19 protein-coding genes are annotated in these 20,525 nt (G+C 41.7%); 10 read left to right on the forward strand and 9 right to left on the reverse strand.

The features are described from left to right. Window positions 1–37 precede the first annotated feature (37 nt). On the reverse strand, window positions 38–1,384 hold the full coding sequence (locus SLU01_RS04705; protein ID WP_246110878.1) for an MATE family efflux transporter: 1,347 nt from the start codon (window positions 1,382–1,384) through the stop codon (window positions 38–40). 177 nt (window positions 1,385–1,561) lie between these two features. Here SLU01_RS04705 and murG point away from each other — a divergent pair, with 177 nt between their 5' ends. The 6 genes from murG (at window position 1,562) to SLU01_RS04735 (ending at window position 10,235) form a co-directional block, all read left to right on the forward strand. Beyond that, a complete protein-coding gene (murG, locus tag SLU01_RS04710; protein ID WP_147055864.1) occupies window positions 1,562–2,638 on the forward strand; it encodes an undecaprenyldiphospho-muramoylpentapeptide beta-N-acetylglucosaminyltransferase in 1,077 nt (358 codons plus the stop codon). A gap of 199 nt (window positions 2,639–2,837) precedes the next feature. After that, window positions 2,838–5,648, forward strand: a complete 2,811-nt coding sequence (locus tag SLU01_RS04715; RefSeq protein WP_147055866.1) for a 2-oxoglutarate dehydrogenase E1 component — start codon at window positions 2,838–2,840, stop codon at window positions 5,646–5,648. A gap of 255 nt (window positions 5,649–5,903) precedes the next feature. After that, window positions 5,904–7,139, forward strand: coding sequence for a 2-oxoglutarate dehydrogenase complex dihydrolipoyllysine-residue succinyltransferase (gene odhB, locus SLU01_RS04720; RefSeq protein ID WP_147055869.1), 1,236 nt, complete (start codon window positions 5,904–5,906; stop codon window positions 7,137–7,139). A gap of 73 nt (window positions 7,140–7,212) precedes the next feature. Continuing rightward, the gene (locus SLU01_RS04725; RefSeq protein ID WP_147055871.1) at window positions 7,213–7,410 is read left to right on the forward strand and encodes a DUF6501 family protein; all 198 of its coding nucleotides are present in this window, start codon (window positions 7,213–7,215) and stop codon (window positions 7,408–7,410) included. 58 nt (window positions 7,411–7,468) lie between these two features. Beyond that, a complete protein-coding gene (locus tag SLU01_RS04730; RefSeq protein WP_147055873.1) occupies window positions 7,469–8,332 on the forward strand; it encodes an AAA family ATPase in 864 nt (287 codons plus the stop codon). A gap of 10 nt (window positions 8,333–8,342) precedes the next feature. After that, the gene (locus tag SLU01_RS04735; RefSeq protein ID WP_147055875.1) at window positions 8,343–10,235 is read left to right on the forward strand and encodes a vWA domain-containing protein; all 1,893 of its coding nucleotides are present in this window, start codon (window positions 8,343–8,345) and stop codon (window positions 10,233–10,235) included. A 67-nt stretch (window positions 10,236–10,302) separates the two neighbouring features. On the opposite strand, the gene SLU01_RS04740 is transcribed toward SLU01_RS04735, so the two are convergent. Beyond that, the gene (locus tag SLU01_RS04740; RefSeq protein WP_147055877.1) at window positions 10,303–11,508 is read right to left on the reverse strand and encodes a toxic anion resistance protein; all 1,206 of its coding nucleotides are present in this window, start codon (window positions 11,506–11,508) and stop codon (window positions 10,303–10,305) included. Next, the gene (locus SLU01_RS04745; protein WP_147055879.1) at window positions 11,495–12,157 is read right to left on the reverse strand and encodes a 5-bromo-4-chloroindolyl phosphate hydrolysis family protein; all 663 of its coding nucleotides are present in this window, start codon (window positions 12,155–12,157) and stop codon (window positions 11,495–11,497) included. The genes SLU01_RS04740 and SLU01_RS04745 overlap by 14 nt, the downstream gene beginning before the upstream one ends. Window positions 12,158–12,353: 196 nt before the next feature. On the opposite strand from SLU01_RS04745, the gene SLU01_RS04750 reads away from it, so the two are divergent. Together SLU01_RS04750 and SLU01_RS04755 are read left to right on the forward strand one after the other, a co-directional pair. After that, window positions 12,354–12,674, forward strand: a complete 321-nt coding sequence (locus SLU01_RS04750) for a DUF1033 family protein (RefSeq protein ID WP_147055881.1) — start codon at window positions 12,354–12,356, stop codon at window positions 12,672–12,674. A 180-nt stretch (window positions 12,675–12,854) separates the two neighbouring features. Further along, a complete protein-coding gene (locus tag SLU01_RS04755; RefSeq protein WP_147055882.1) occupies window positions 12,855–13,055 on the forward strand; it encodes a cold-shock protein in 201 nt (66 codons plus the stop codon). Between the two features lie 220 nt (window positions 13,056–13,275). Here SLU01_RS04755 and SLU01_RS04760 read toward each other — a convergent pair whose 3' ends face one another. The 5 genes from SLU01_RS04760 to SLU01_RS04780 all read right to left on the reverse strand — a co-directional run bounded on the left by SLU01_RS04760 (window position 13,276) and on the right by SLU01_RS04780 (window position 16,938). Further along, complete coding sequence (locus tag SLU01_RS04760) at window positions 13,276–13,956, reverse strand: hypothetical protein (RefSeq protein WP_147055884.1); 681 nt, start codon at window positions 13,954–13,956, stop codon at window positions 13,276–13,278. A 113-nt stretch (window positions 13,957–14,069) separates the two neighbouring features. Beyond that, window positions 14,070–15,677 (reverse strand): ABC-F family ATP-binding cassette domain-containing protein, encoded by a 1,608-nt coding sequence (locus tag SLU01_RS04765; RefSeq protein ID WP_147055886.1) that lies wholly within the window; start codon window positions 15,675–15,677, stop codon window positions 14,070–14,072. Between the two features lie 108 nt (window positions 15,678–15,785). Further along, window positions 15,786–16,040, reverse strand: coding sequence for a protein YuzH (locus SLU01_RS18525; RefSeq protein ID WP_507772823.1), 255 nt, complete (start codon window positions 16,038–16,040; stop codon window positions 15,786–15,788). A gap of 116 nt (window positions 16,041–16,156) precedes the next feature. Next, window positions 16,157–16,687 (reverse strand): peptide-methionine (S)-S-oxide reductase MsrA, encoded by a 531-nt coding sequence (msrA, locus tag SLU01_RS04775; RefSeq protein ID WP_147055890.1) that lies wholly within the window; start codon window positions 16,685–16,687, stop codon window positions 16,157–16,159. A 152-nt stretch (window positions 16,688–16,839) separates the two neighbouring features. Next, window positions 16,840–16,938: a YjcZ family sporulation protein gene (locus SLU01_RS04780; protein WP_147055892.1), complete on the reverse strand. Its 99-nt coding sequence runs from the start codon at window positions 16,936–16,938 to the stop codon at window positions 16,840–16,842. A gap of 170 nt (window positions 16,939–17,108) precedes the next feature. Between SLU01_RS04780 and SLU01_RS04785 the strand changes: the two genes are divergently transcribed. Continuing rightward, window positions 17,109–18,071 carry an LCP family protein gene (locus SLU01_RS04785; RefSeq protein ID WP_147055894.1) on the forward strand — a complete coding sequence of 321 codons (963 nt, stop codon included), beginning with the start codon at window positions 17,109–17,111 and terminating at the stop codon, window positions 18,069–18,071. A gap of 10 nt (window positions 18,072–18,081) precedes the next feature. Then, complete coding sequence (locus SLU01_RS04790) at window positions 18,082–19,278, forward strand: AI-2E family transporter (protein WP_147055896.1); 1,197 nt, start codon at window positions 18,082–18,084, stop codon at window positions 19,276–19,278. A 91-nt stretch (window positions 19,279–19,369) separates the two neighbouring features. On the opposite strand, the gene SLU01_RS04795 is transcribed toward SLU01_RS04790, so the two are convergent. Then, the gene (locus SLU01_RS04795) at window positions 19,370–20,356 is read right to left on the reverse strand and encodes a substrate-binding domain-containing protein (RefSeq protein ID WP_147055898.1); all 987 of its coding nucleotides are present in this window, start codon (window positions 20,354–20,356) and stop codon (window positions 19,370–19,372) included. Window positions 20,357–20,525: the final 169 nt, after the last annotated feature.

The raw sequence follows: 20,525 nt of genomic DNA on the forward strand, positions 1-20,525 counted from the left end.
CCGATCCACATATAGTAGTATCGGGATTCATTTTTTGTTATTTCAAGTTTTTCCTTTGGATGTGAACAAGTCTTATGCTCAACGTAATGGCGCCGATTGTTAATCCTACAATGAGACCGATCCAATAACCGAAAGGCCCAAAATCTGTGAAATTTGCAGTTACATATCCTACAGGTAGGCCGATCACCCAAAAAGAGATAATTGCCATAATAAACGTCATATTTACGTCTTTATAACCTCGTAAGGAGCCTTGAATCGGTGCCTGGATTGCATCGGATAACTGAAAGAATGCTGCAAAGATGAGGAACTGTGTGGCTAATTTAATAATTGCAGTGTCCATTGTATAAAGTGAAGCAATTTGTTCCCTAAAAGTTAACAATATTATAATTGAAATAAAACTGAATAAAACGGCTAAGCTTACGCTAATGTAACTATAATGCTTCGCATCTTGTAACTTACCAGAACCGACAGACTGACCGACTAATATTGTAGCCCCCATTGAAATGCTTAACGGCAACATATATAGCAGTGAAGTGAAATTTAATGCAATTTGATGGGCGGAAATTGTAACGGTTGTATAGCCGCTCATTAAAAGTGTTACGACAGAAAAAATACTAATCTCCACAAATATTGATAAGCCGATTGGTACACCGATCTTTAAAATCCCTTTCCAGCGATTAAACGAAATAGCATCCCATTTTGAGAACAGGGAATAAAGTTGGAAAGATTTCCTTTTCCAAGCGATCAAAAAGGCAATTACAAAAACAATCCAGTATGTAATACCAGAAGCAAAGCCTGCGCCCGCGCCTCCTAATTCGGGAAAACCAAAGTTTCCGTAAATCAGCAAATAGTTCAGAACAATATTAATAGGTGCAGATAACAGAATGATAAGCATTGATATTCGAGTCGCCCCAAGTGCATCGAAAAAAGATCGAAGCACTGTATAAGCGAATAACGGAAGAAGTCCAAGGCTCATCCCTTTCAAGTAGTTAGCCGCAACAATCCTAACCTCATCTTCTAGTGGCATATGATCAAGTGAAGGGATGACTGCAAGCATCATAATTGAAAATACAATTACTGCTAGTACTACAGATAAATACAAGCCTTGCTGTACTGATGGGCGCGCCTCCTCCTTTTTGCCTCCACCAATATAGTGGGCGATTATTGGAGTAAGTCCCATCAGAATACCAGATAAACCAGTGTATACTGGCACCCAGAAGGAAGAACCGATTGTAACCCCCGCCAAATCTTCCGTATTGTATCTCCCAGTCATAAGAATATCGAAAAAAGTCATTAAGTATAGTGCGACTTGGGTGATTAATATTGGGACGACGATTTTAATTAGTGTTTCTATCTTTTGTTTATTAGGTGAAATTACTTCCACATAGATTCTCCTTTCGAGTCATAAATCCGAATGGTCGGATTTCTTGCCAAAACTAATATAAAAATACATACCCATACAAATCAATCAACATTGTAACATGAATTCTTTGCTATAATAGCAAAGTAGTAAAATGATATGGCTTAACGCCCAATAAAAGATAATGAGGTGAATGGCCAAATGAAACGGCCGGTGATCGTATTGACAGGTGGCGGGACAGCGGGGCATGTCTCCGTGAACGAAGCGCTAATACCTGTTTTCATTGACAAAGGATATGAAGTCCACTATATCGGTTCCCATGATGGAATCGAAAAAGAATTGATAAAGGATCGACATCGTGAAGTGACATACCATGCGATCCAGAGCGGCAAATTACGCAGATATTTCTCAATGAAGAACTTTTCGGATCCCTTTCGTGTCGGCGCAGGAGTTGTTCAAGCTTTTTCCATCCTTCGGAAATTAAAACCTGAAATCATTTTTTCTAAAGGTGGTTTTGTCTCTGTGCCAGTTGTATTGGCGGCAAAACTGGCGAAGATTCCTGTAGTCGTACATGAATCGGATGTCACCCCAGGTTTGGCAAACAAACTTGCACTTCCTTTTTCTAACCATATTTTCACAGTCTTTGAACAAACCCTTGAATATTTGCCGGTTGGAAAAGCGACTTGCACCGGGGCTGTCATCAGACCAGAAATATTTGAAGGGATCAAGGAAGAAGGTTTGCGCATTGCAGGTCTGACAGGAACTAAACCTGTTTTCATCGTCATGGGAGGGAGCCAAGGCTCAGCGCTATTGAATGATGCCACACGAAAAGAATTGACAACTATCTTAGATAGGTTTGAAGTCATACATCTTTGCGGTAAAGGGAATATAGATGAGTCTTTGGAACGCATTCCCGGATATACACAATTTGAATATGTTACAGAAGGGCTGCCTCATTTATTAGCTGCAGCGGATTACGCAGTTTCACGAGCGGGCTCGAACGCTATATTCGAATTATTGTCCGTTCACAAGCCGATGCTCCTCATCCCATTATCCGCCGCACAAAGCAGGGGAGATCAGCTGTTGAATGCATCGCTATTCAAATCGCTCGGTATTGCGGAAACTGTCCTGGAAGAGGAATTGGAAAATTCGATGATGGTGAATTTATTTAGTTCTCTCGAGGAGAATAAAAATGATCTGGTCGAAAAAATGCAAGAGCTATCAAACACGAAATCTCCTGAAATGATGGCCGATTTGATACTGTCATACAAAAATTAGCTGGAATAGGTACGAGATAGGTGAAAAAGCGGAGAAGTATTATTGCATTTATCTAAAAAGAACTGTTTCGTTATAGGCGATATAAAAGTCAATTAATTTATACGAAACCCTTTCAGTTATAGTTTTTGCGTGGTAATATGGATACGGATAAAAAATAAAAACACAACAGGCCAATTGGCAAATGTGGAGGTCATTTTACATGTCGAACAATGTTGGTACCCAACGTTCCCCTTATTCGGTATTCACAGGTCCGAACCTTGGGTATGTAATGGAAATGTATGAACAGTTCAAAGTGTCACCTGAATCGATAGACCCTGAGCTTGCTGAGATGTTCAGAAGCTATGGCGCACCTTCGGTTGATGGAGTCGAACAAACAACAGCAGTATCAGCTGTACCTACCGGTGATTTCGGAAAAGTATTAGCTGCTTACACGTTAATTGACGCTATCCGTGCATATGGGCATCTTGCCGCGGATATATATCCTTTGAACGACCGTCCAAAAGACGCGACCCGGCTGGAACTTTCGTATTACGGTTTAACCGAAAACGATTTGCAATCAATGCCAGCCTCTTTGTTCTTGAAAAATGTACCATCCAATATTGAAAACGGACTAGAAGCCGTAAACTATTTGAAGTCATTGTACACTGGCAAAATTGCCTATGAATTTGCCCATGTCATTGATGAGGAAGAACGTTCTTGGATTCAATCAAAGATTGAAAGCGGCGGTATTTCCGCAAGCCTATCAGCTGATGATAAAAAGGCATTGCTAGAAAGATTGACGAAAGTTGAAGGCTTTGAGAAGTTCATTCACCGTACTTTTGTCGGGGCAAAACGTTTCTCCATCGAAGGGCTCGACTCTCTTGTAGTGCTCTTAGACGAACTAGTTCGCCGTTCAGAAGCAGATAAAATGAAAAAAGTATTAATCGGCATGGCACACCGTGGCCGATTAAACGTACTGACACATATTTTGAATAAACCTTATGAAATGATGTTTGCTGAATTTGCTGGTGTCCCTTCGGACCCATTTATCCCTGAGGATGGTTCTTTATCGACTTCCCGCGGATGGTTCGGCGATGTTAAATACCATATGGGTGCTCTTTATAAAGCTCCATCTGGTACAGAACGATTCCTTGCTTACAACCCATCCCATTTGGAGGTTGTAAATCCTGTTGTCGCGGGCCAAACCCGTGCTGCTCAAGAATCAACGGGCGAGGAAGGATTGCCTGAACACGATATGAAGTCTGCATATGCCATTATGATCCATGGCGACGCTGCATTCCCGGGACAAGGAATTGTACCGGAAACATTTAACTATAGCCGAGTTCGTGGATATAAGACCGGCGGCTCGATCCATATCATTGCGAACAATACGATCGGTTTCACGACTGAATATTATGATTCAAGATCAACGCATTATTCTTCAGATCCTGCAAAGGGATTCGAAGTACCGATCTTGCATGTCAATGCTGACAGTCCGGAAGATGTAATTGCTGTTGCGGCTTTCGCATTTGAATACCGTCAAAAATTCGGCAAGGACATCTTAATTGATCTAATCGGATACCGTCGCTATGGACATAACGAAATGGATGAACCATTAGTTACGAATCCGATGATGTATCACCTTATCCATAAACATCCAACTCCGCGTCAGCTTTATGGAACTGAACTTGTAAATGCCGACATTATTAAGGACACTGATGTTGAGAAGCTTGATGCTGATGTGTTTGCAATGATGCAAGCTGCATATGACAGAGTGAAAGAACATTCATCTGACGTGAAAAAACGTTCTAATGCAACGCCTGAAAACGTATTGGCAGGATACCCAAGAGATCTTGAAACGGGTGTAGAACAGGAAAGACTTCAAAAAATGAATGAAGAGCTTCTTTCTTATCCTGAGGATTTTACTGTTTTCAGTAAATTGGACCGGATCTTGAAACGCCGTGAAGAACCGTTTAAAGGAAAAGGGAAAATTGACTGGGCACATGCCGAGCAATTGGCATTCGGTTCCATCCTTCAAGACGGGAAGCCTATCCGCATTACCGGTCAAGACGTTCAACGCGGTACGTTCGCACACCGTCATTTAGTTTTACATGATGAAAAAACAGGTGAAGAATTTGTTCCACTTCATCATATTAGCGATTCAAATGCTTCGTTTGTAGCGTATAACAGCCCGTTGACAGAGTTTGCGGTTGTTGGTTATGAATTTGGTTATAACTTGGAAAAAGATCAGTCTCTTTCAATTTGGGAAGCCCAATATGGCGACTTTGCAAATATGGCCCAAGTGATGTTTGACCAATTCATTTCTTCAAGCCACTCCAAATGGGGTCAGCAATCCGGTATGGTGATTCTGTTGCCACATGCATATGAAGGTCAAGGACCGGAGCACTCCAGTGCACGACTTGAAAGATACTTGCAATTATGTGCTGAAAATAACTGGACGGTTGCCAACATTTCAAGCGCAGCAAACTATTTCCACGTCTTGCGCAGACAGGCAATGATGCTTGGCACTGAAGTTGAACGTCCGTTAGTCATCGTCTCACCTAAATCCCTACTGCGCCACCCGCTTGTCGGTGCGGATGTAAGCGATCTGTCAGAAGGTCACTTCGAAACAGTTCTCGAACAGCCGGGTACAGGGCAGGAGCCTGGAAAAGTGAAGAAAATTCTATTTGCCAGCGGTAAAATGGCAATCGACCTTGCTGAAAAGGTAAAAGACGGAGAAGGATTCGAACACTTGCATATCGTTCGTGTGGAACAGCTTTACCCGTTCCCATCAGAAAAAATTGCTGAAATCACTGCTCGTTTCCCGAAAGCGAAAGAACTTGTTTGGGTTCAAGAAGAACCGAAAAACATGGGTTCATGGTCATTCGCATATCCATACTTGCAAGAAATCGCAGACGGAAAAACGATTTCCTATGCCGGACGCATCCATCGCGCAAGCCCATCCGAAGGCAGCGGCGAAGCACATAAGTCCGAACAACTCCGCATTATCGAAGAAGCTTTGAAGAAGTAATAATATATTTAATGTTATGCTGAAAGAAATGTTGATTTATTCATGGTTATTTCCGTTGCTTGTAGTGGAAGGCGGCGACTCCTGGGGGAATAGCGGGACAGGTGAGACCCCGCAACGAAGCGAAGCGAAGTGAGGAGGCTCACCGCCGCGCCCGCCCCCCGGAAAGCGTCCGCCTGGAACGGAAAGCAACAGTTCATGCTTATATTGATAATTGTTACATGCCGTTGTGACGGTAGAATAGAGGAGGAATTTATTGTGGCAGAGATCAGAGTACCAGAACTTGCAGAATCGATTACAGAAGGAACAATCGCAAAATGGTTGAAACAACCAGGTGAAAGTGTAGACAAAGGAGAATTCATCGTTGAACTGGAAACAGACAAAGTCAACGTTGAAGTTATTTCTGAAGAAGCTGGAGTTATCCAGGAACTACTTGCTGCCGAAGGCGATACAGTCGAAGTCGGCCAAGTCATCGCAGTAGTCGGCGAAGGATCTGGAGCACCAGCTGCTCAACCAGCGGCGCCTGCCCCTAAAGCAGAGGAAGCGCCTGCTGCAGCACCTGCACCACAACAATCAGCGGCTGCAGAAACAACTGAACAAACTTCATCTGATCGCACAATCGCTAGCCCGGCGGCTAGAAAACTAGCTCGCGAAAAAGGCATCGATCTTGCTGCTGTTTCACCAGTCGATCCAATGGGCCGCGTTCGTGCACAAGACGTTTCTGCACATGGCACTGCTCCTAAAGCACCCGTTGCAGCACCACCAGCTGCAAAATCTGCTGCACCTGTAGAAGATGGACGTGAAACACGCGAGAAAATGACGCGCCGCCGTCAAACGATCGCCAAACGTCTTTTAGAAGTAAGACAATCTACAGCAATGCTTACAACTTTCAATGAAATCGACATGACTGCAGTAATGGAACTTCGTAAACGCAAAAAAGACGAATTCTATGATAAAAACGATGTTCGTCTTGGTTTCATGTCATTCTTCACAAAAGCAGTCGTTGCTGCACTTAAAAAATATCCATACGTCAACTCGGAAATCGATGGCGACGAAATCATCTTGAAGCATTACTATGACGTCGGTATTGCAGTATCTACTGAAGGTGGCCTTGTCGTTCCAATCGTGCGTGACGCAGATCGCAAGAACTTTGCGGAAATCGAAGCTAACATTGGTGAACTTGCTGGAAAAGCAAGAGATAACAAATTGACGATTGGCGATATGGCAGGCGGTTCATTCACAATTACCAACGGTGGCGTATTTGGATCATTATTATCAACACCAATCTTAAACGGTACTCAAGTTGGTATTCTTGGAATGCACACAATTCAAAAACGCCCGATTGCTGTTGGCAACGAAGTAGAAATCCGTCCGATGATGTATATCGCATTATCATATGACCACCGTGTCATCGATGGAAAAGATTCAGTCGGCTTCTTGAAAATGGTCAAAGAATTGATCGAAAACCCTGAAGACCTACTTTTAGGTTCTTGATTCGATAATTACAAACAACGGCCCGAAATCTTCGGGCCTTTTTTCAAATTAATGCAATTGGAAGGTGAGCGCTATGTCATTTATGAATTGGACGACCGCTCCGACACTACGAAAAGTCGTATGTACACATGCAAATGCGGAAAAGTATGTAGTGACGGACGTATTGACGCCTGGCAAAGAGTATGACGTTAAGAATGAGACAGACGAATTCATTTTCATCGTAGATAATACTGGCAAAGTCGGCGGCTATTATAAAACGTATTTCGAATGATCATTCGCCCGATGCCGATAATAGGCAATCGGGCATTTTTAATTAGGAGGTAAAAAAAATGAACACGCTCATTCCTGAGGAAAGAAAGCAAAGGCATGCCAGGACATACAATACACATGAACAATCATTGATTCAAGAAGGCGGGTATATTTCACCTATCCCGGATCTATGGGAAGACATTTTAATCGGTGTTGTTTTAAAGAAGCCTGTCTTGTTAAAAGGCCCATCCGGATCAGGTAAGACAAAGCTTGCGCAAAGCATCTCTCAATTTTTCAATCAGCCCATGCATAGCGTGAACTGTTCAGTTGACCTCGACGCGGAGTCGTTATTAGGATTTAAAACGATCATTACAAAAGAAGGACAAACAGTTATAGAATTTGTCGAGGGACCTGTCGTTCAAGCGATGAAAGAGGGACATATCCTCTATATAGATGAAATTAATATGGCAAAGCCCGAAACGTTGCCAATCCTACATAGCGTGCTGGATCATAGACGTATGTTAACAAACCCATTTACGGGGGAAGTTATACAAGCGCATGCCGATTTTGCCGTCATTGCAGCGATTAATGAAGGATATGTCGGGACATCGCCAATGAATGAAGCATTAAAAAATCGGTTCATTTCCTTTTCGATTCCTTATCTTGCGGGAGATCAACTCCGGGAAATCATTCAAGCACAGTTTCCATCTGCGGATGAAGCATTGGTCAATTTAATGATGAACATTAATGAGGATTTGAAGAAACAAGTGATGAACGGCTTATTGGCTGAAGAGGCAGCATCGGTAAGGAGTCTACTGGATGCCATGGCGCTCGCGGAACATATTCCGGTAAGGCGTGCAGTCCAGTACGCGATTGCCGAAAAACTGGATGATAAAATGGAACAGAAACTCATCATGGAGTTAGTAGATACGTGGGTGAAATGAGGCGAAACAAATGGTGAAGTTAAATCGGTTCATTCAATTTAATGATGAAACAATCGATGCCAATCTGTTATTGCTTTATGAACGAGTGGGTAGAGCGCTTGCGGATGCACCATATCTGAAACTAACCGAACGAAAACTTTTTGAATTACAACCGACGGAGGGTGTTATTTCATTAAGTGTGTTTTGGCGCCATCGTCCGGATGATATTACCCATGCGGGAAGACTTTCGGATGTGTATTTAATGACAGCGGGTTTTTGGAAGCATTTTTCAGTTCTAGATTGGGTTAATTTCAGAGCTATGTATAAGAATCATCCTTTGCGGAAATTTACGGAAGAAATGCTGTTGATGTTTGAAGAGTTCAGATTGATGGATTTTGTCGAGAAGGAACGGCCTGGCACGGGGCGAGCTTTTTCTGTAAGGCGTCAGCTGATGCTTCAATTTCATCGTGACCGGCTATTTTCCAATTTCAAAAAAGGGTTTTATACAGATGCTTTGATGAATCAGCTCTTTATCACTCTCCATGAAGGGATGTACAGAGATACACAAGTGGAGTGGGAGTTGCCGATTGAACATATCCAATTGATTGCTTCTTATGCAACTGATGCGAGATCTACGTCTGACATGGCTGGTTTGGTGGAAAGAGTTGTTTTTATGATTGAGGAGATCATCAAAGATGATCTTATCCACCAGTATTATGCGATCGGTGATTCGATTTCAGAGAAGACCGCCGTTTTTCATTATCATGAAGGAATGGCAGATGCGGAAAAAGGTGAAACGGAAGTAAAGGAAACGATTGAAGAAATTTTCCGTACGTGGCATCGTGAAAATGAAAGTGAGGCCGGTGTACATCTGGAGTACGAACTTGAGCATGGCCGGGCGGGCCGAGGTGATGGCAGCAATGCAACAGAGGGCAATGAAGATGCCGAAATTCAAGAAACCGGCAGTGGACATTCAGAAGGAAATGAAAGTGAACGGTGGTCTGACGAAGAACGGGAGCAAACCAATAAGAAATCCGAACAGAAAAAGGCTGGGCGGGAGTTCGGGAAAGAGCATGTTCATGTTGTCTACGAAGAAAAGGAAGTTGAAGTGGTTCGTAATGATGATAATAAAGCGAAGCTCGTACGTTGGCGTGAAGAACAAAAGCCCTATATACGTTCTTTCGTCGACGAAATGAGGAAAAGGATAGAGTTAAAAGAAGACGCAAGAAGAAACCGGTTAGTGAAGGGGAGATTATCGACAAAACTCACTACTTTACTAGTCGATGAACGACCTCGACCATTTTATCGTAAAAATATCCCGTCAGACCGATTAGATGCAGTGTTTGGATTGCTTGTTGACGGATCAGCTTCCATGATGGATAAATTGGATGAAACGAAGAAAGCGGTCCTTCTATTCCATGATGTGCTAAGGCAGCTTTCCGTTCAACATGAGATTTCATCCTATTATGAAGACGCCAACCATGCGACAAAGGAACTTCAACCGAATGTGTTTGAACTTATGCATACGTTTGGAGATCAGCGGAAAGATGATGGTTTAGGCATACTTTCATTTGAAACGAATGAGGATAACCGGGATGGGTTTGCCATTCGCTGGATGACGCAAAGACTTTTAGCAAGATCAGAAAAACATAGGTTCTTGCTTGTTTTTTCCGACGGGGAACCTTCCGCGTTCGGGTATGACCGAAACGGGATTCTGGATACGCGGGAATCTGTCATGGAGGCTGAAAAGAGAGGGGTCTCCGTCATCCACCTATTTTTAGCTTCTGAAGAGCCAACCGACGACCAGCGTGCGTTATTTTCGATGATGTTTGGAAACAAATCCGCAGCATCCGACTCTGTTGAAAATTTTACGGATCAAACAGTAAGGATCCTTCGGAAGTTGCTGGGGATTGCAATCGGGTGACAGGTACCCAATCAATTCATGCAATTCTTTCGATGAGAAAAACCGCCTCTACAGGCGGTTTTTGTCGTTAGTATGGACGGTCAGGGGTTTGTGTTTTTTCGTGAACGGCGAGAAGGCGTTGTTTTAGCTCTTCTTCCATACGGGCGATTTCCACTTCAGCAGCTTTTCGTTTAACGCGTCCATCTGCTTGGATGACGAGCGTTTCCTCGATTGTTTGAATTAAGTTCTCTTGTGTCTTTTTCAATGTATCGATTTCAATGATGCCGCGTTCATTTTCTTTTGCAGTTTCAATCGAGTTGACTTTAAGCATCTCTGAGTTTTTCAATAGTAGATCGTTTGTTGTCTTTGTTACTAACCGTTGCGACTCGACAGCTTTACGTTGTCTATTGAGCGTAAGTGCAATCGCGATTTGGTTCTTCCATAATGGAATGGATGTCATGATGGAAGACTGTATTTTTTCCGCGAGTGTTTGGTTCGTCTGTTGGATCATCCGTATTTGTGGAGCACTTTGGATTGTGATTTGTCTTGAAAGTTGAAGGTCGTATAACCTTTTTTCCAAACGATCCAAGAACTGCCCCATATCGTTTACTTCTTGGAAAGCCATTTGGTCATTTGATAATTCCGCTTTTCTTTGCATTTCGGGAATGATGACAGTGGCGATTTCATCGCGTTTGATTTCTGCTGCAGCGATATACACATTCAATGCTTGGAAATACGTTTTATTTTGTTCGTATAGGTTATCGAGCATTTGGACATCCTCGAGCAAACCTCGCTTGGAATGTTCCAATTGAACACCGATGCGATCGATTTGTGTGCTCAGCTTTTGATATTTTGTCATCATTTCTTGAATGGAGCGGGTAGCTTTACTGAAAAGGCGACTAAGTCCGGACTTTTTCTTTTCGGATAAATCTTCCGGGTCGATTTCGGAAAGCTTGCTCATTAAATCGCTAAGTACATCGCCAACCGGACCGATATCCTTACTTTGCACATGGTCCAGCATTTTATGGGAGAATCTTGATAATTCGTTTTGCGCATTTGCACCATACGTAATGATCGCTTCATAGTTTCCGACAGGGATCTGCTCGGCTAATTGCTTTGCTTTTATCTGCTCTTCCGGGGTCAAACGATCCATTAATTTAACAGCGACCTGGCCATTATTTTGTTGTTCCGTTTGCATCTCTTTCGGCAATAACGGTTCATTCATATTAAACGGATTGTCCAATAGGTCATCCATCGTTTTCACTTCATCATTTTGTAAATTATTTTCTGTCATCGTGCATTTCTCCTTTCATCTCAAGCAACGGTTTATTCTTTTTCATTGTAACATCTACATAATCCAATTCTAGTTGGAGCTGTTCAATATCGGTAGCTAAAGCCCCTCTTAGATCTTGTTCCAATTGTTTATTTACATCCCCCAACGTTTCTCTTGTATGTTGAAGGGCTACCCTGATTTCTTGGTCTTTCAACGGTTGATTTACTAACATTGCATATTTGGAAGTCAATTCGACGGCTGAATCAAGATGTGAGTAGAAAAACTTTTCGACATGGTAAAATTTCTTAGGATTTTTGCGTACTATGGTAAGAATCCTTTTTGACATATTATTCATCTCATATACTTGCTTGAATGCTTGGACGGAACGAACTTGACCGTACAGCCCGTTTAATTGTTTTATTTTTGATTTAGCTTCGGAAATTTGGGTTTTGATATGCTTATATTCGGATCTTGACATACCTAATTCTTTCACATTGGATGATAATTGTATTTGTTTGATCGTGAAATTGCCACCCAGGTATAATGCAATCATCAGGCCCGTTGCTGCAAAAACATTCATGCCCCCAGCCATAATCATCGTCAACCAAGAGCCGAAACTGATAGGTGCTGTTATTAAATGCCTTTGGAAAAACTGTTTGACTTCTTTCATCGTCTCTAGGCCTCCTTGCGTTCTCTATACTTTACTACGTTTTAGATGGTCAAAAGTTTCAAGTCGTTAGTGCAATTATACCTGATTTATGATTGAAATACATTGTTATGAGTACATGAATCCATTTACTTGGATACATTCACGAGATTTGTTAAAATGAATGCACTCACGGCACTCATAGATAGGGGGAAGCGATATGGAATACGAAGTCGTCTATATGAAAGCGGATTACGAGCCGTGGTGGATGTTTGAAGACTGGGAAAAGATGGTCCAGGTAAGAAAGCATTTCGAGACAGCAGAGGAAGCGAAGGGGTACCTTGGCGAATTAAAAAATGAATTTAGCGCAAAATATAATTATGCAGAGGAACGCAATGACTGCTTTTTTGCATATTGGTCTGATTGCGAGCGGATGTTCTGTGAAGGTTGCGATGAAGATCTTCAAATTTTTCATGGCATCATTTCACTTGTAAATGGCAAGCCGGCTTCGATAACATTGATAAATAATTCGAATATTTGATATTGTTATATTGACAAATATATAGGGTATGGTATAGTATCAGTAACTATAAAGGGATTTACCGAATCAAACGTATTCACGTATTACAAAAGGTGATCGGCGTTGTCGGTGCTTTTTGTAATATGTGAATTTTTTTCTGTTCATGTATTAGCAAGTACAATTATTTGGAGGTAGTCACACATGAAACAAGGTACTGTAAAATGGTTCAACGCTGAAAAAGGCTTCGGTTTTATCGAAGTTGAAGGGGAAGACGATGTATTCGTACACTTCTCTGCAATTCAGGGAGACGGATTTAAATCTTTGGACGAAGGACAACAAGTCGAGTTCGAAGTTGTAGAAGGCAATCGTGGTCTTCAAGCTGCTAACGTAGTTAAACTATAATTCGTCAGGTAAAAGAGGCGCCATTATCGGTGCCTCTTTTTTTCGTCAGTTACAGGATGAATTTGAATGTATCAGGCTTCTTCAGGATTGGAACGGAAGGCGGCGACTCCAGCGGGAACAGCGCGAGCTGAAGACCCCGCAACGAAGCGAAGCGTAGTGAGGAGGCTGAAGCCGTGCCCGCGGAACGCGTCCGCCTGGAGTGGAAATCCGTGTTCCATTCTTAGGGTTTCGATACAGATTCCAATGTCGAAGTCACGATGAATTCTTCGTTGTTTTCCGCAGGCATGATGAATTCACGCTTTACTTCGCCGAACCCTTCCACGATATATTTTCGATTGACTGCATCATTTTCTTCGGATTGAATCACAAAGGCATTGTCGAATGTTTGATAAGGGGTTTCTACCGTGACGCCCGTTTCAACAATTTCCCACTTGTCGAAAGTCGTTCCTACCTCAAATGGCTTTTTTAGATAAACGCCTTCAGGTTCCATCGCATTGATCTCTTCCAAAGAAGGGAAGTCCGCGTTCATATCGACGGCTTTATGTCCGATTGTTGTAATCTGATCTTCATCAATCCTATAAATATACCTTATAATCGCACCGCCATTATTTTCATGGACGCCGATAATATTTTCGTATGGCTGCGCAAATGTGACATCGAGCTCTGCAAATTCATTTCCCTCCCCAAGAAAATGTGCTTTCGAACCATCGGGCAGGAAGTAATTTTTCAATGATTCGTCAGTAGTGTTTTTCGTTTCTTCCTCATTATTTTCTGTCGCCTGATCCGGTTCATTTGATTCACCGCTGTTGCCGGAATTGTTCAATGTTGTCGTTTTACTTGAACAACCTGCAACCAAGAGGATTGTAAACAACAATGCGATAACTAGACGGTTCCTCCTCATAAAAAAACACTCTCCTTTTTCAATAATATACCCGAAACGAAAGTGATTATCCTTTTTCCATGGATTCTGTTGAATAAAAAAACCGCTCTCCCATAAGGGAAAACGGTTCGTGATCAGTTGGAAATTGTTTGTTGCTCTTTCCACTCTAAATATTCATCATACTGCATCATTTTATCAAAAATTGTTCCATCTTCGCGAATTTCGATGATGCGGTTCGCAACAGTTTGGATGAACTGCTGGTCATGAGAAGTGAATACCATTGCTCCTTTGAAAGCTGTTAACCCATTATTTAGCGCTTGGATGGATTCCAAGTCTAAGTGGTTCATCGGTTCATCCAATAAAAGCACGTTTGCATTCGTCAACATCATTTTAGAAAGCATGCAACGTACCTTTTCTCCACCTGATAAGACGGAAGGTTTCTTTTTCACTTCTTCTCCTGAGAAGAGCATACGGCCAAGGAAACCGCGTAAAAACGTTTCAGTTTGATCTTCTGGTGAATATTGTCGCAACCATTCCACTAGGGAAGATTCATCCCCCTCGAAATACTCGCTATTATCAAGTGGGAAGTATGCACGTGTCGTCGTGACACCCCATTTAAATGACCCTTCGTCAGGCTGAGATTCTTCAGCAAGAATATCTAACAGTGCCGTCTTTGCAAGGGGATTACCTAAAAGGATGATCTTGTCTTCTTTATTCACAGTAAATGTTGCGTCTTTGAACATTACTTTGCCGTCCTGTGATTTAGAAAGGCCTTGAACACTTAAGACATCATTACCGATTTCACGTCCAATTTGGAAATTGACGAATGGGTAACGACGGGAAGATGGACGAATATCATCCAACTCGATTTTATCAAGCGCTTTTTTACGGGAAGTTGCTTGCTTGGATTTGGAAGCATTCGCACTGAAACGCGCAACGAACGCTTGCAATTCTTTAATCTTTTCTTCTTTTTTCTTATTTTGATCCTGCGCCATTTTTAATGCCAATTGGCTGGATTCATACCAGAAATCATAGTTGCCAGGGTACAATTGAATTTTCGAGAAATCGAGGTCTGCAATTTGCGTACATACTTTGTTCAAGAAATGACGGTCATGTGAGACTACGATGACGGTATTATCAAAATTGATAAGGAACTCTTCAAGCCATTGGATCGCTTTGAGGTCCAAGTGGTTCGTCGGCTCATCGAGAAGAAGGACGTCTGGTTTTCCGAATAGTGCTTGTGCGAGAAGCACTTTCACTTTATCCGAACCGGACAGTTCTGCCATTTTAACGTGATGAAGAGATTCTGGAATACCGAGCCCTTGCAGGAGGATGGCTGCTTCTGATTCTGCTTCCCATCCGTTCAGCTCGCCGAATTCACCTTCAAGTTCAGCTGCCCGCATGCCATCCTCATCTGAAAAATCTTCTTTCATATAAATGGCGTTTTTCTCGGTCATGATGTCATATAGGCGTTTATGACCCATAATGACTGTGTTAAGTACTTCGTTTTCTTCATACTCGAAATGGTTCTGTTTAAGGACAGCAAGACGCTCATCCTTGTTCATAATTACGTTTCCAGTTTGTGGTTCAAGTTCGCCGGATAAAATTTTAAGGAACGTCGATTTTCCCGCACCGTTTGCACCGATTAAACCATAACAATGGCCTGGGTTAAACTGTATATTGACATCTTCAAACAGTTTGCGGTCACCGAATTGAAGACTAACATTACTGACAGCTATCATAAAAAAATCCTCCTAAATTCACAATGCTCCTATTATAACATGAAAGCTTTCATGAGTGGTATGTGTTAAACCTGTTTATACGAAAAAATCCCTGGGGACAGGGATTTGTTATTGAAAGACTTTCCGTTGCCGGTAAGCGTCCAATGAGTATAGCTCTTTATTCAATATATATTCCATCCTGACATAATCTTTTTTAGAGGGGATAGCATGTTGATCTAAGCCGGACATGGAGAACAGAAAGTAATAGTCTTTTACTCTACGGAAGAGAAAAACAGTTTCAGGAAATTCGTCAAAAATACCTTTAACTTGATATTTTCGCGTGTATTCCCAATGAAGTAGCTTCATGAACATCTTTCCTTTCATGGCTAATTATAGATGAAACCGTAGAGGAACACAAGTTCTTGCACCGGCAAAAGAGGGACTGTACACATTAAAAAAAGAAGAAGGAAACAATGAATTATTCCTTCTTCTGGCATTTATTATGTCCAATGGTCATTTATGAACTCATCTCTGCCCGATTTAGCCCGATCTTCTTTGTAATGGGACTGTTCTTTTTGATAATAATCCTGGTGATAATCCTCGGCTCTGTAAAATGTTTCAGCCGGGCGGACTACCGTAACGATCGGCTTTTTGAAGCGATTGCTTTCTCCAAGCTGTTTCTTCGATTGTTCTGCAGCCATCTTTTGTTCATCGTCATAATAAAAGATAGCTGTCGAATAGGAATGGCCACGGTCATGGAACTGTCCACCGGCATCAGTCGGATCAATTTGCTGCCAATAAAGTTCTAGCAACTGTTCATATGTAAAGAGGGAGGGATCAAATGTAATTTCAACGACTTCCAAATGTCCGGAGTCACCCTTTTTCACATCTTCATAGGTTGGGTTTTCGACATGCCCTCCCATATAACCTGATACTATATCCTCTATACCATCCCATTCTTTGAATGGTTTTACCATACACCAAAAACATCCGCCCGCAAATGCCGCTTTTGCATACTTCTTTTCAGACATCCAATCTAACCCCTTTCAATTAATTCAAATAAATTGTATCATAATTTTCAGGGCTAGACTGTACATACGAAAGAAAGGCTGCGTACCGGTCAGTGTGTAAACGGTAGACAACCTTTCTGAGAGGTGCAATGAGTGGTGTGCTTTTTACATCATTAATAAATGTAGCTTGCGCCAATAATAATCAACAGGATGAAAAGCACAACAAGCAAAGCAAAGGAGGAACCGCTTCCTCTCCCGTATTCACTTCCCATTTATACCACCACCTTCATAGTAGACTATGCAATGAAGAAAACAGCAGATGGGGAAATGACTATGGTTTTCATAATAACTTAGCGCGATTGTCTGACATACTAACCGGCGACGCAACCCTTGCAAACAACAAACGTCCTTTAGATGACATTAAAATTTGGAGGAATCTGATTTGAAAGAAGACCAGTACGAAGGCCCTGTTCCAAGAAGAAGAAGGAGAAAGAAGCTGCGAATCGGCAGGTTGTTTTTAACGATCCTTTTCGCTGTTTTCATCGTGACGGGCTTCTATTCATACTTTCAATATAAAGAAGGTAAATCATTAGCTAAAGGCAATGAAATCGATCCTGGTCCTTTTACAGGGGATGTCGTCGATCCAAAAAATCCATCGATTGAGAATTATTTACTGTTAGGAATTGACGACGATGGCAGTGGTAAATCACGTACAGATACGATGATCGTTCTGTCTTGGGATAAAAAAGAAGGTTCGATACGCCTCGTTTCATTCATGCGTGATATTTACGCAGATATACCCGGTTATAAGTCATATAAGTTGAATACAGCGTATTATTTGAACGGAGTACAGGCCGCAAAGGATACGATCACGGGCATGTTTGGTATTCCGATTCACCATTATGCTATTGTGGATTTCGACAATTTCGAGTCCATAATCGATATTGCATTTCCAAAAGGAATCGAAATCGATGTGGAAAAAGAAATGTCGGAGAAAATCGGTGTTACGCTAATGCCGGGGAAACAGCAGCTGAACGGTAAAGAATTGCTTGGTTTTGCTCGATTCCGCGCCGATGCAGAAGGGGATTTCGGCAGGGTTTCAAGACAACAAGAAGTGATTAAGGCCGTTAAAGATGAAGCGCTCCGTCCTGGAATGCTCCGTCATATTCCGAAGCTGTCAGGTGCATTATCCAGTTTTATACAAACTGATTTGACGGCAAAAGATGAGATTTCAAAAGCTGTCACGCTTCTCATGAACGGCAAATCGGATATTGAGACGATGACAGTACCTGTAGAAGGTACATATTGGTTCAATTCTTATTCACATGCAGGATCTGTCATTGAGCTCGATATTGATAAAAACAAAGAGGCACTTTCAACTTTCCTGAATATGAAAATTGACTGAGGGGGTAGCCATGGACAATAAGAGTCAAGGACAAGAAACAGTTGCAAGAAATGACTCGACGCCAAGAATCATTCGTTTTTTAGGTGGCCGGGCAACGATGTTCGTTTTACTATCTATCTTGCTGATTGGGCTTATTATATTAGTTTTCAGCAAGGTATCCTTTATTTTTTATCCGATTAAAGTCTTTTTTTCAACGGTAGTCCTTCCGATAATCCTTGCAACAATTGCTTATTATTTATTGCGACCGATTTTACGCCTCTTGGAACGGATGAGGATTCCAAGGGTATGGGGGATTTTTATTCTTTTTGTTGGGCTTGCAGGATTGATCACATTATTCGTGTTTCTTGTTTTTCCATTCCTGAAAATACAGTTTGCGAACTTGATTGAGGAATTTCCAACTTATTTTAAGCAGATGCTCATCAATGTAGATACCTTTTTACGGACTTCAATCTTTTCAGCGTATTATGGCGAAATGGATATTAATATTAACAAGCTATTAGACAATGGGTTAGGAAATATTGGAGAATTTTTCACGGATGCGATAGGTGGGATTGCATCTGGTGTGACCTCATTCATTTCTGCATTAACAGGTTTCGTCCTTGCAATCATTACAGTTCCGTTCATCCTCTTCTATCTATTGAAAGATGGGGAGAAGCTGCCTAAAATGATTGTAAAAATGTTGCCGCCACGTCTTCGCGATGAGGCGGACGCTATTTTCAAGGACGCCGACCATCAAATTAGCGCCTATATCCAAGGGCAGATTCTTGTAGCAATCTGTATCGGTATTATGGTATCGATCGGCTTTAGAATCATCGGCATGGATTACGCACTTTTACTAGGAGCGCTCGCGATGTTCACAAGTGTCGTGCCTTATTTAGGACCTATTATCGCAATCACTCCGGCTGCTATAATAGCAATTGTCACATCACCATTCATGTTGGTGAAGCTAGCCGTTGTTTGGACAATCGTCCAATTGGTTGAAGGTAAATTCATATCTCCGCAAATCATGGGGAAATCTTTACGGGTTCATCCAATAACAATTATCTTCGTCTTGCTAACTGCCGGATCATTGTTCGGGGTAGTAGGAGTCGTTTTAGGTATTCCGGGATACGCATTAATCAAAGTGGTTTTCACACATATGTTCAAGCTGTTGAAACTTAGGTACAATAAACACGAACCTGATACGGATATGCATTATGAGGGATAAAATGCAAAAGGCGTCCAGTTATGGACGTCTTTTGCATGTGGAGAATGCAATGCGGATAACGAATGAATTGGGCTACGCATCTAAGGAACGATTACTCCGTTTCATATACAACAGTCCCTGTTAATGATAGATCGTACCCGCCCATCGCATTGATTTCATTTTGAAATTCTTTGGAACGGAGGATGGAAAAAATGGATTCTCGTAGATGGAGATTCTCGTCAGTTTTAAACATGACTAAATCATACCTCTCCTGTATGAGCGGTATGAAATCTACTCCGACTAATATTGCAGCCTTTTCGATGCCGACACCGACATCAGCTGCACCCGACGCCACTTTACTTGCCACTGCAATGTGATTCATTTCCTCCGTGAAATATCCATCGATTTTTCGAGGGGATATGCCTTCCAATCGTAATTTTTCATCAAGCAAAACCCTTGTGCCTGAGCCTAATTCACGATTGATCATTGTAATAGACGGCTTTATCAAGTCACTCCATGTATGAAGATTCTTTGGATTGTTTTTCTGAACATACATGCCTGCTGTCCTGGATAATAGATTGATGACCACATATGAATGACCTACCAAAATCCTCTTGATAAACGGGATATTATAGGTGCCTGTATCTCCATCAAATAAGTGCGTACTGACAACGTCCGCTTCTCCAGCGTACATAGCCATTAAACTATTAAGGCTTCCTGTATAAGAGCGAAGCGGTCGGAATCCACCCGTTTTTTTCCCAATTGCATTTGCCAGGAGGTCAAGACTTATATCTTGCCCGCTAATGATCAATTGACGGGTAGCGTAAGGTTGGATGATGGGAGGCGGGCTATAATCATTCTTATTTCTGATAGGTTCGTTTGTCTGTTCCGAAACAGTTACATTCGCGGACTCAACTCCACCGCTTTTTGTGCTTTCCTTATAAGTGTCCAAATCAGTCGCGTCAACACGCATCTGTCTACCAACACGATAAGCTCGAATCTGCCCTTTTTTAATCAAGTCATAAACGGTTAACTTGGAAACTTTCAATAGATCTGCAATTTCTTCGGTCGTATAGGAAGTTGAATTGTGATTTGTCATAGTTCCTCCAAAATGCTCTTTCATTCATTTTCTCTTACCTTCTATAAAAAAGCAATTTTACAAAATATCAAAAGTTAAAAGTATTGATGTTTAAATATTTTTAATTAAAACTAGATATGTTTAGTTATATATAGTTATAATAGATTATAAATAATGATGTTAAGATGTG

The organism is Sporosarcina luteola, from assembly GCF_007991495.1.
Classification (GTDB): domain Bacteria; phylum Bacillota; class Bacilli; order Bacillales_A; family Planococcaceae; genus Sporosarcina; species Sporosarcina luteola.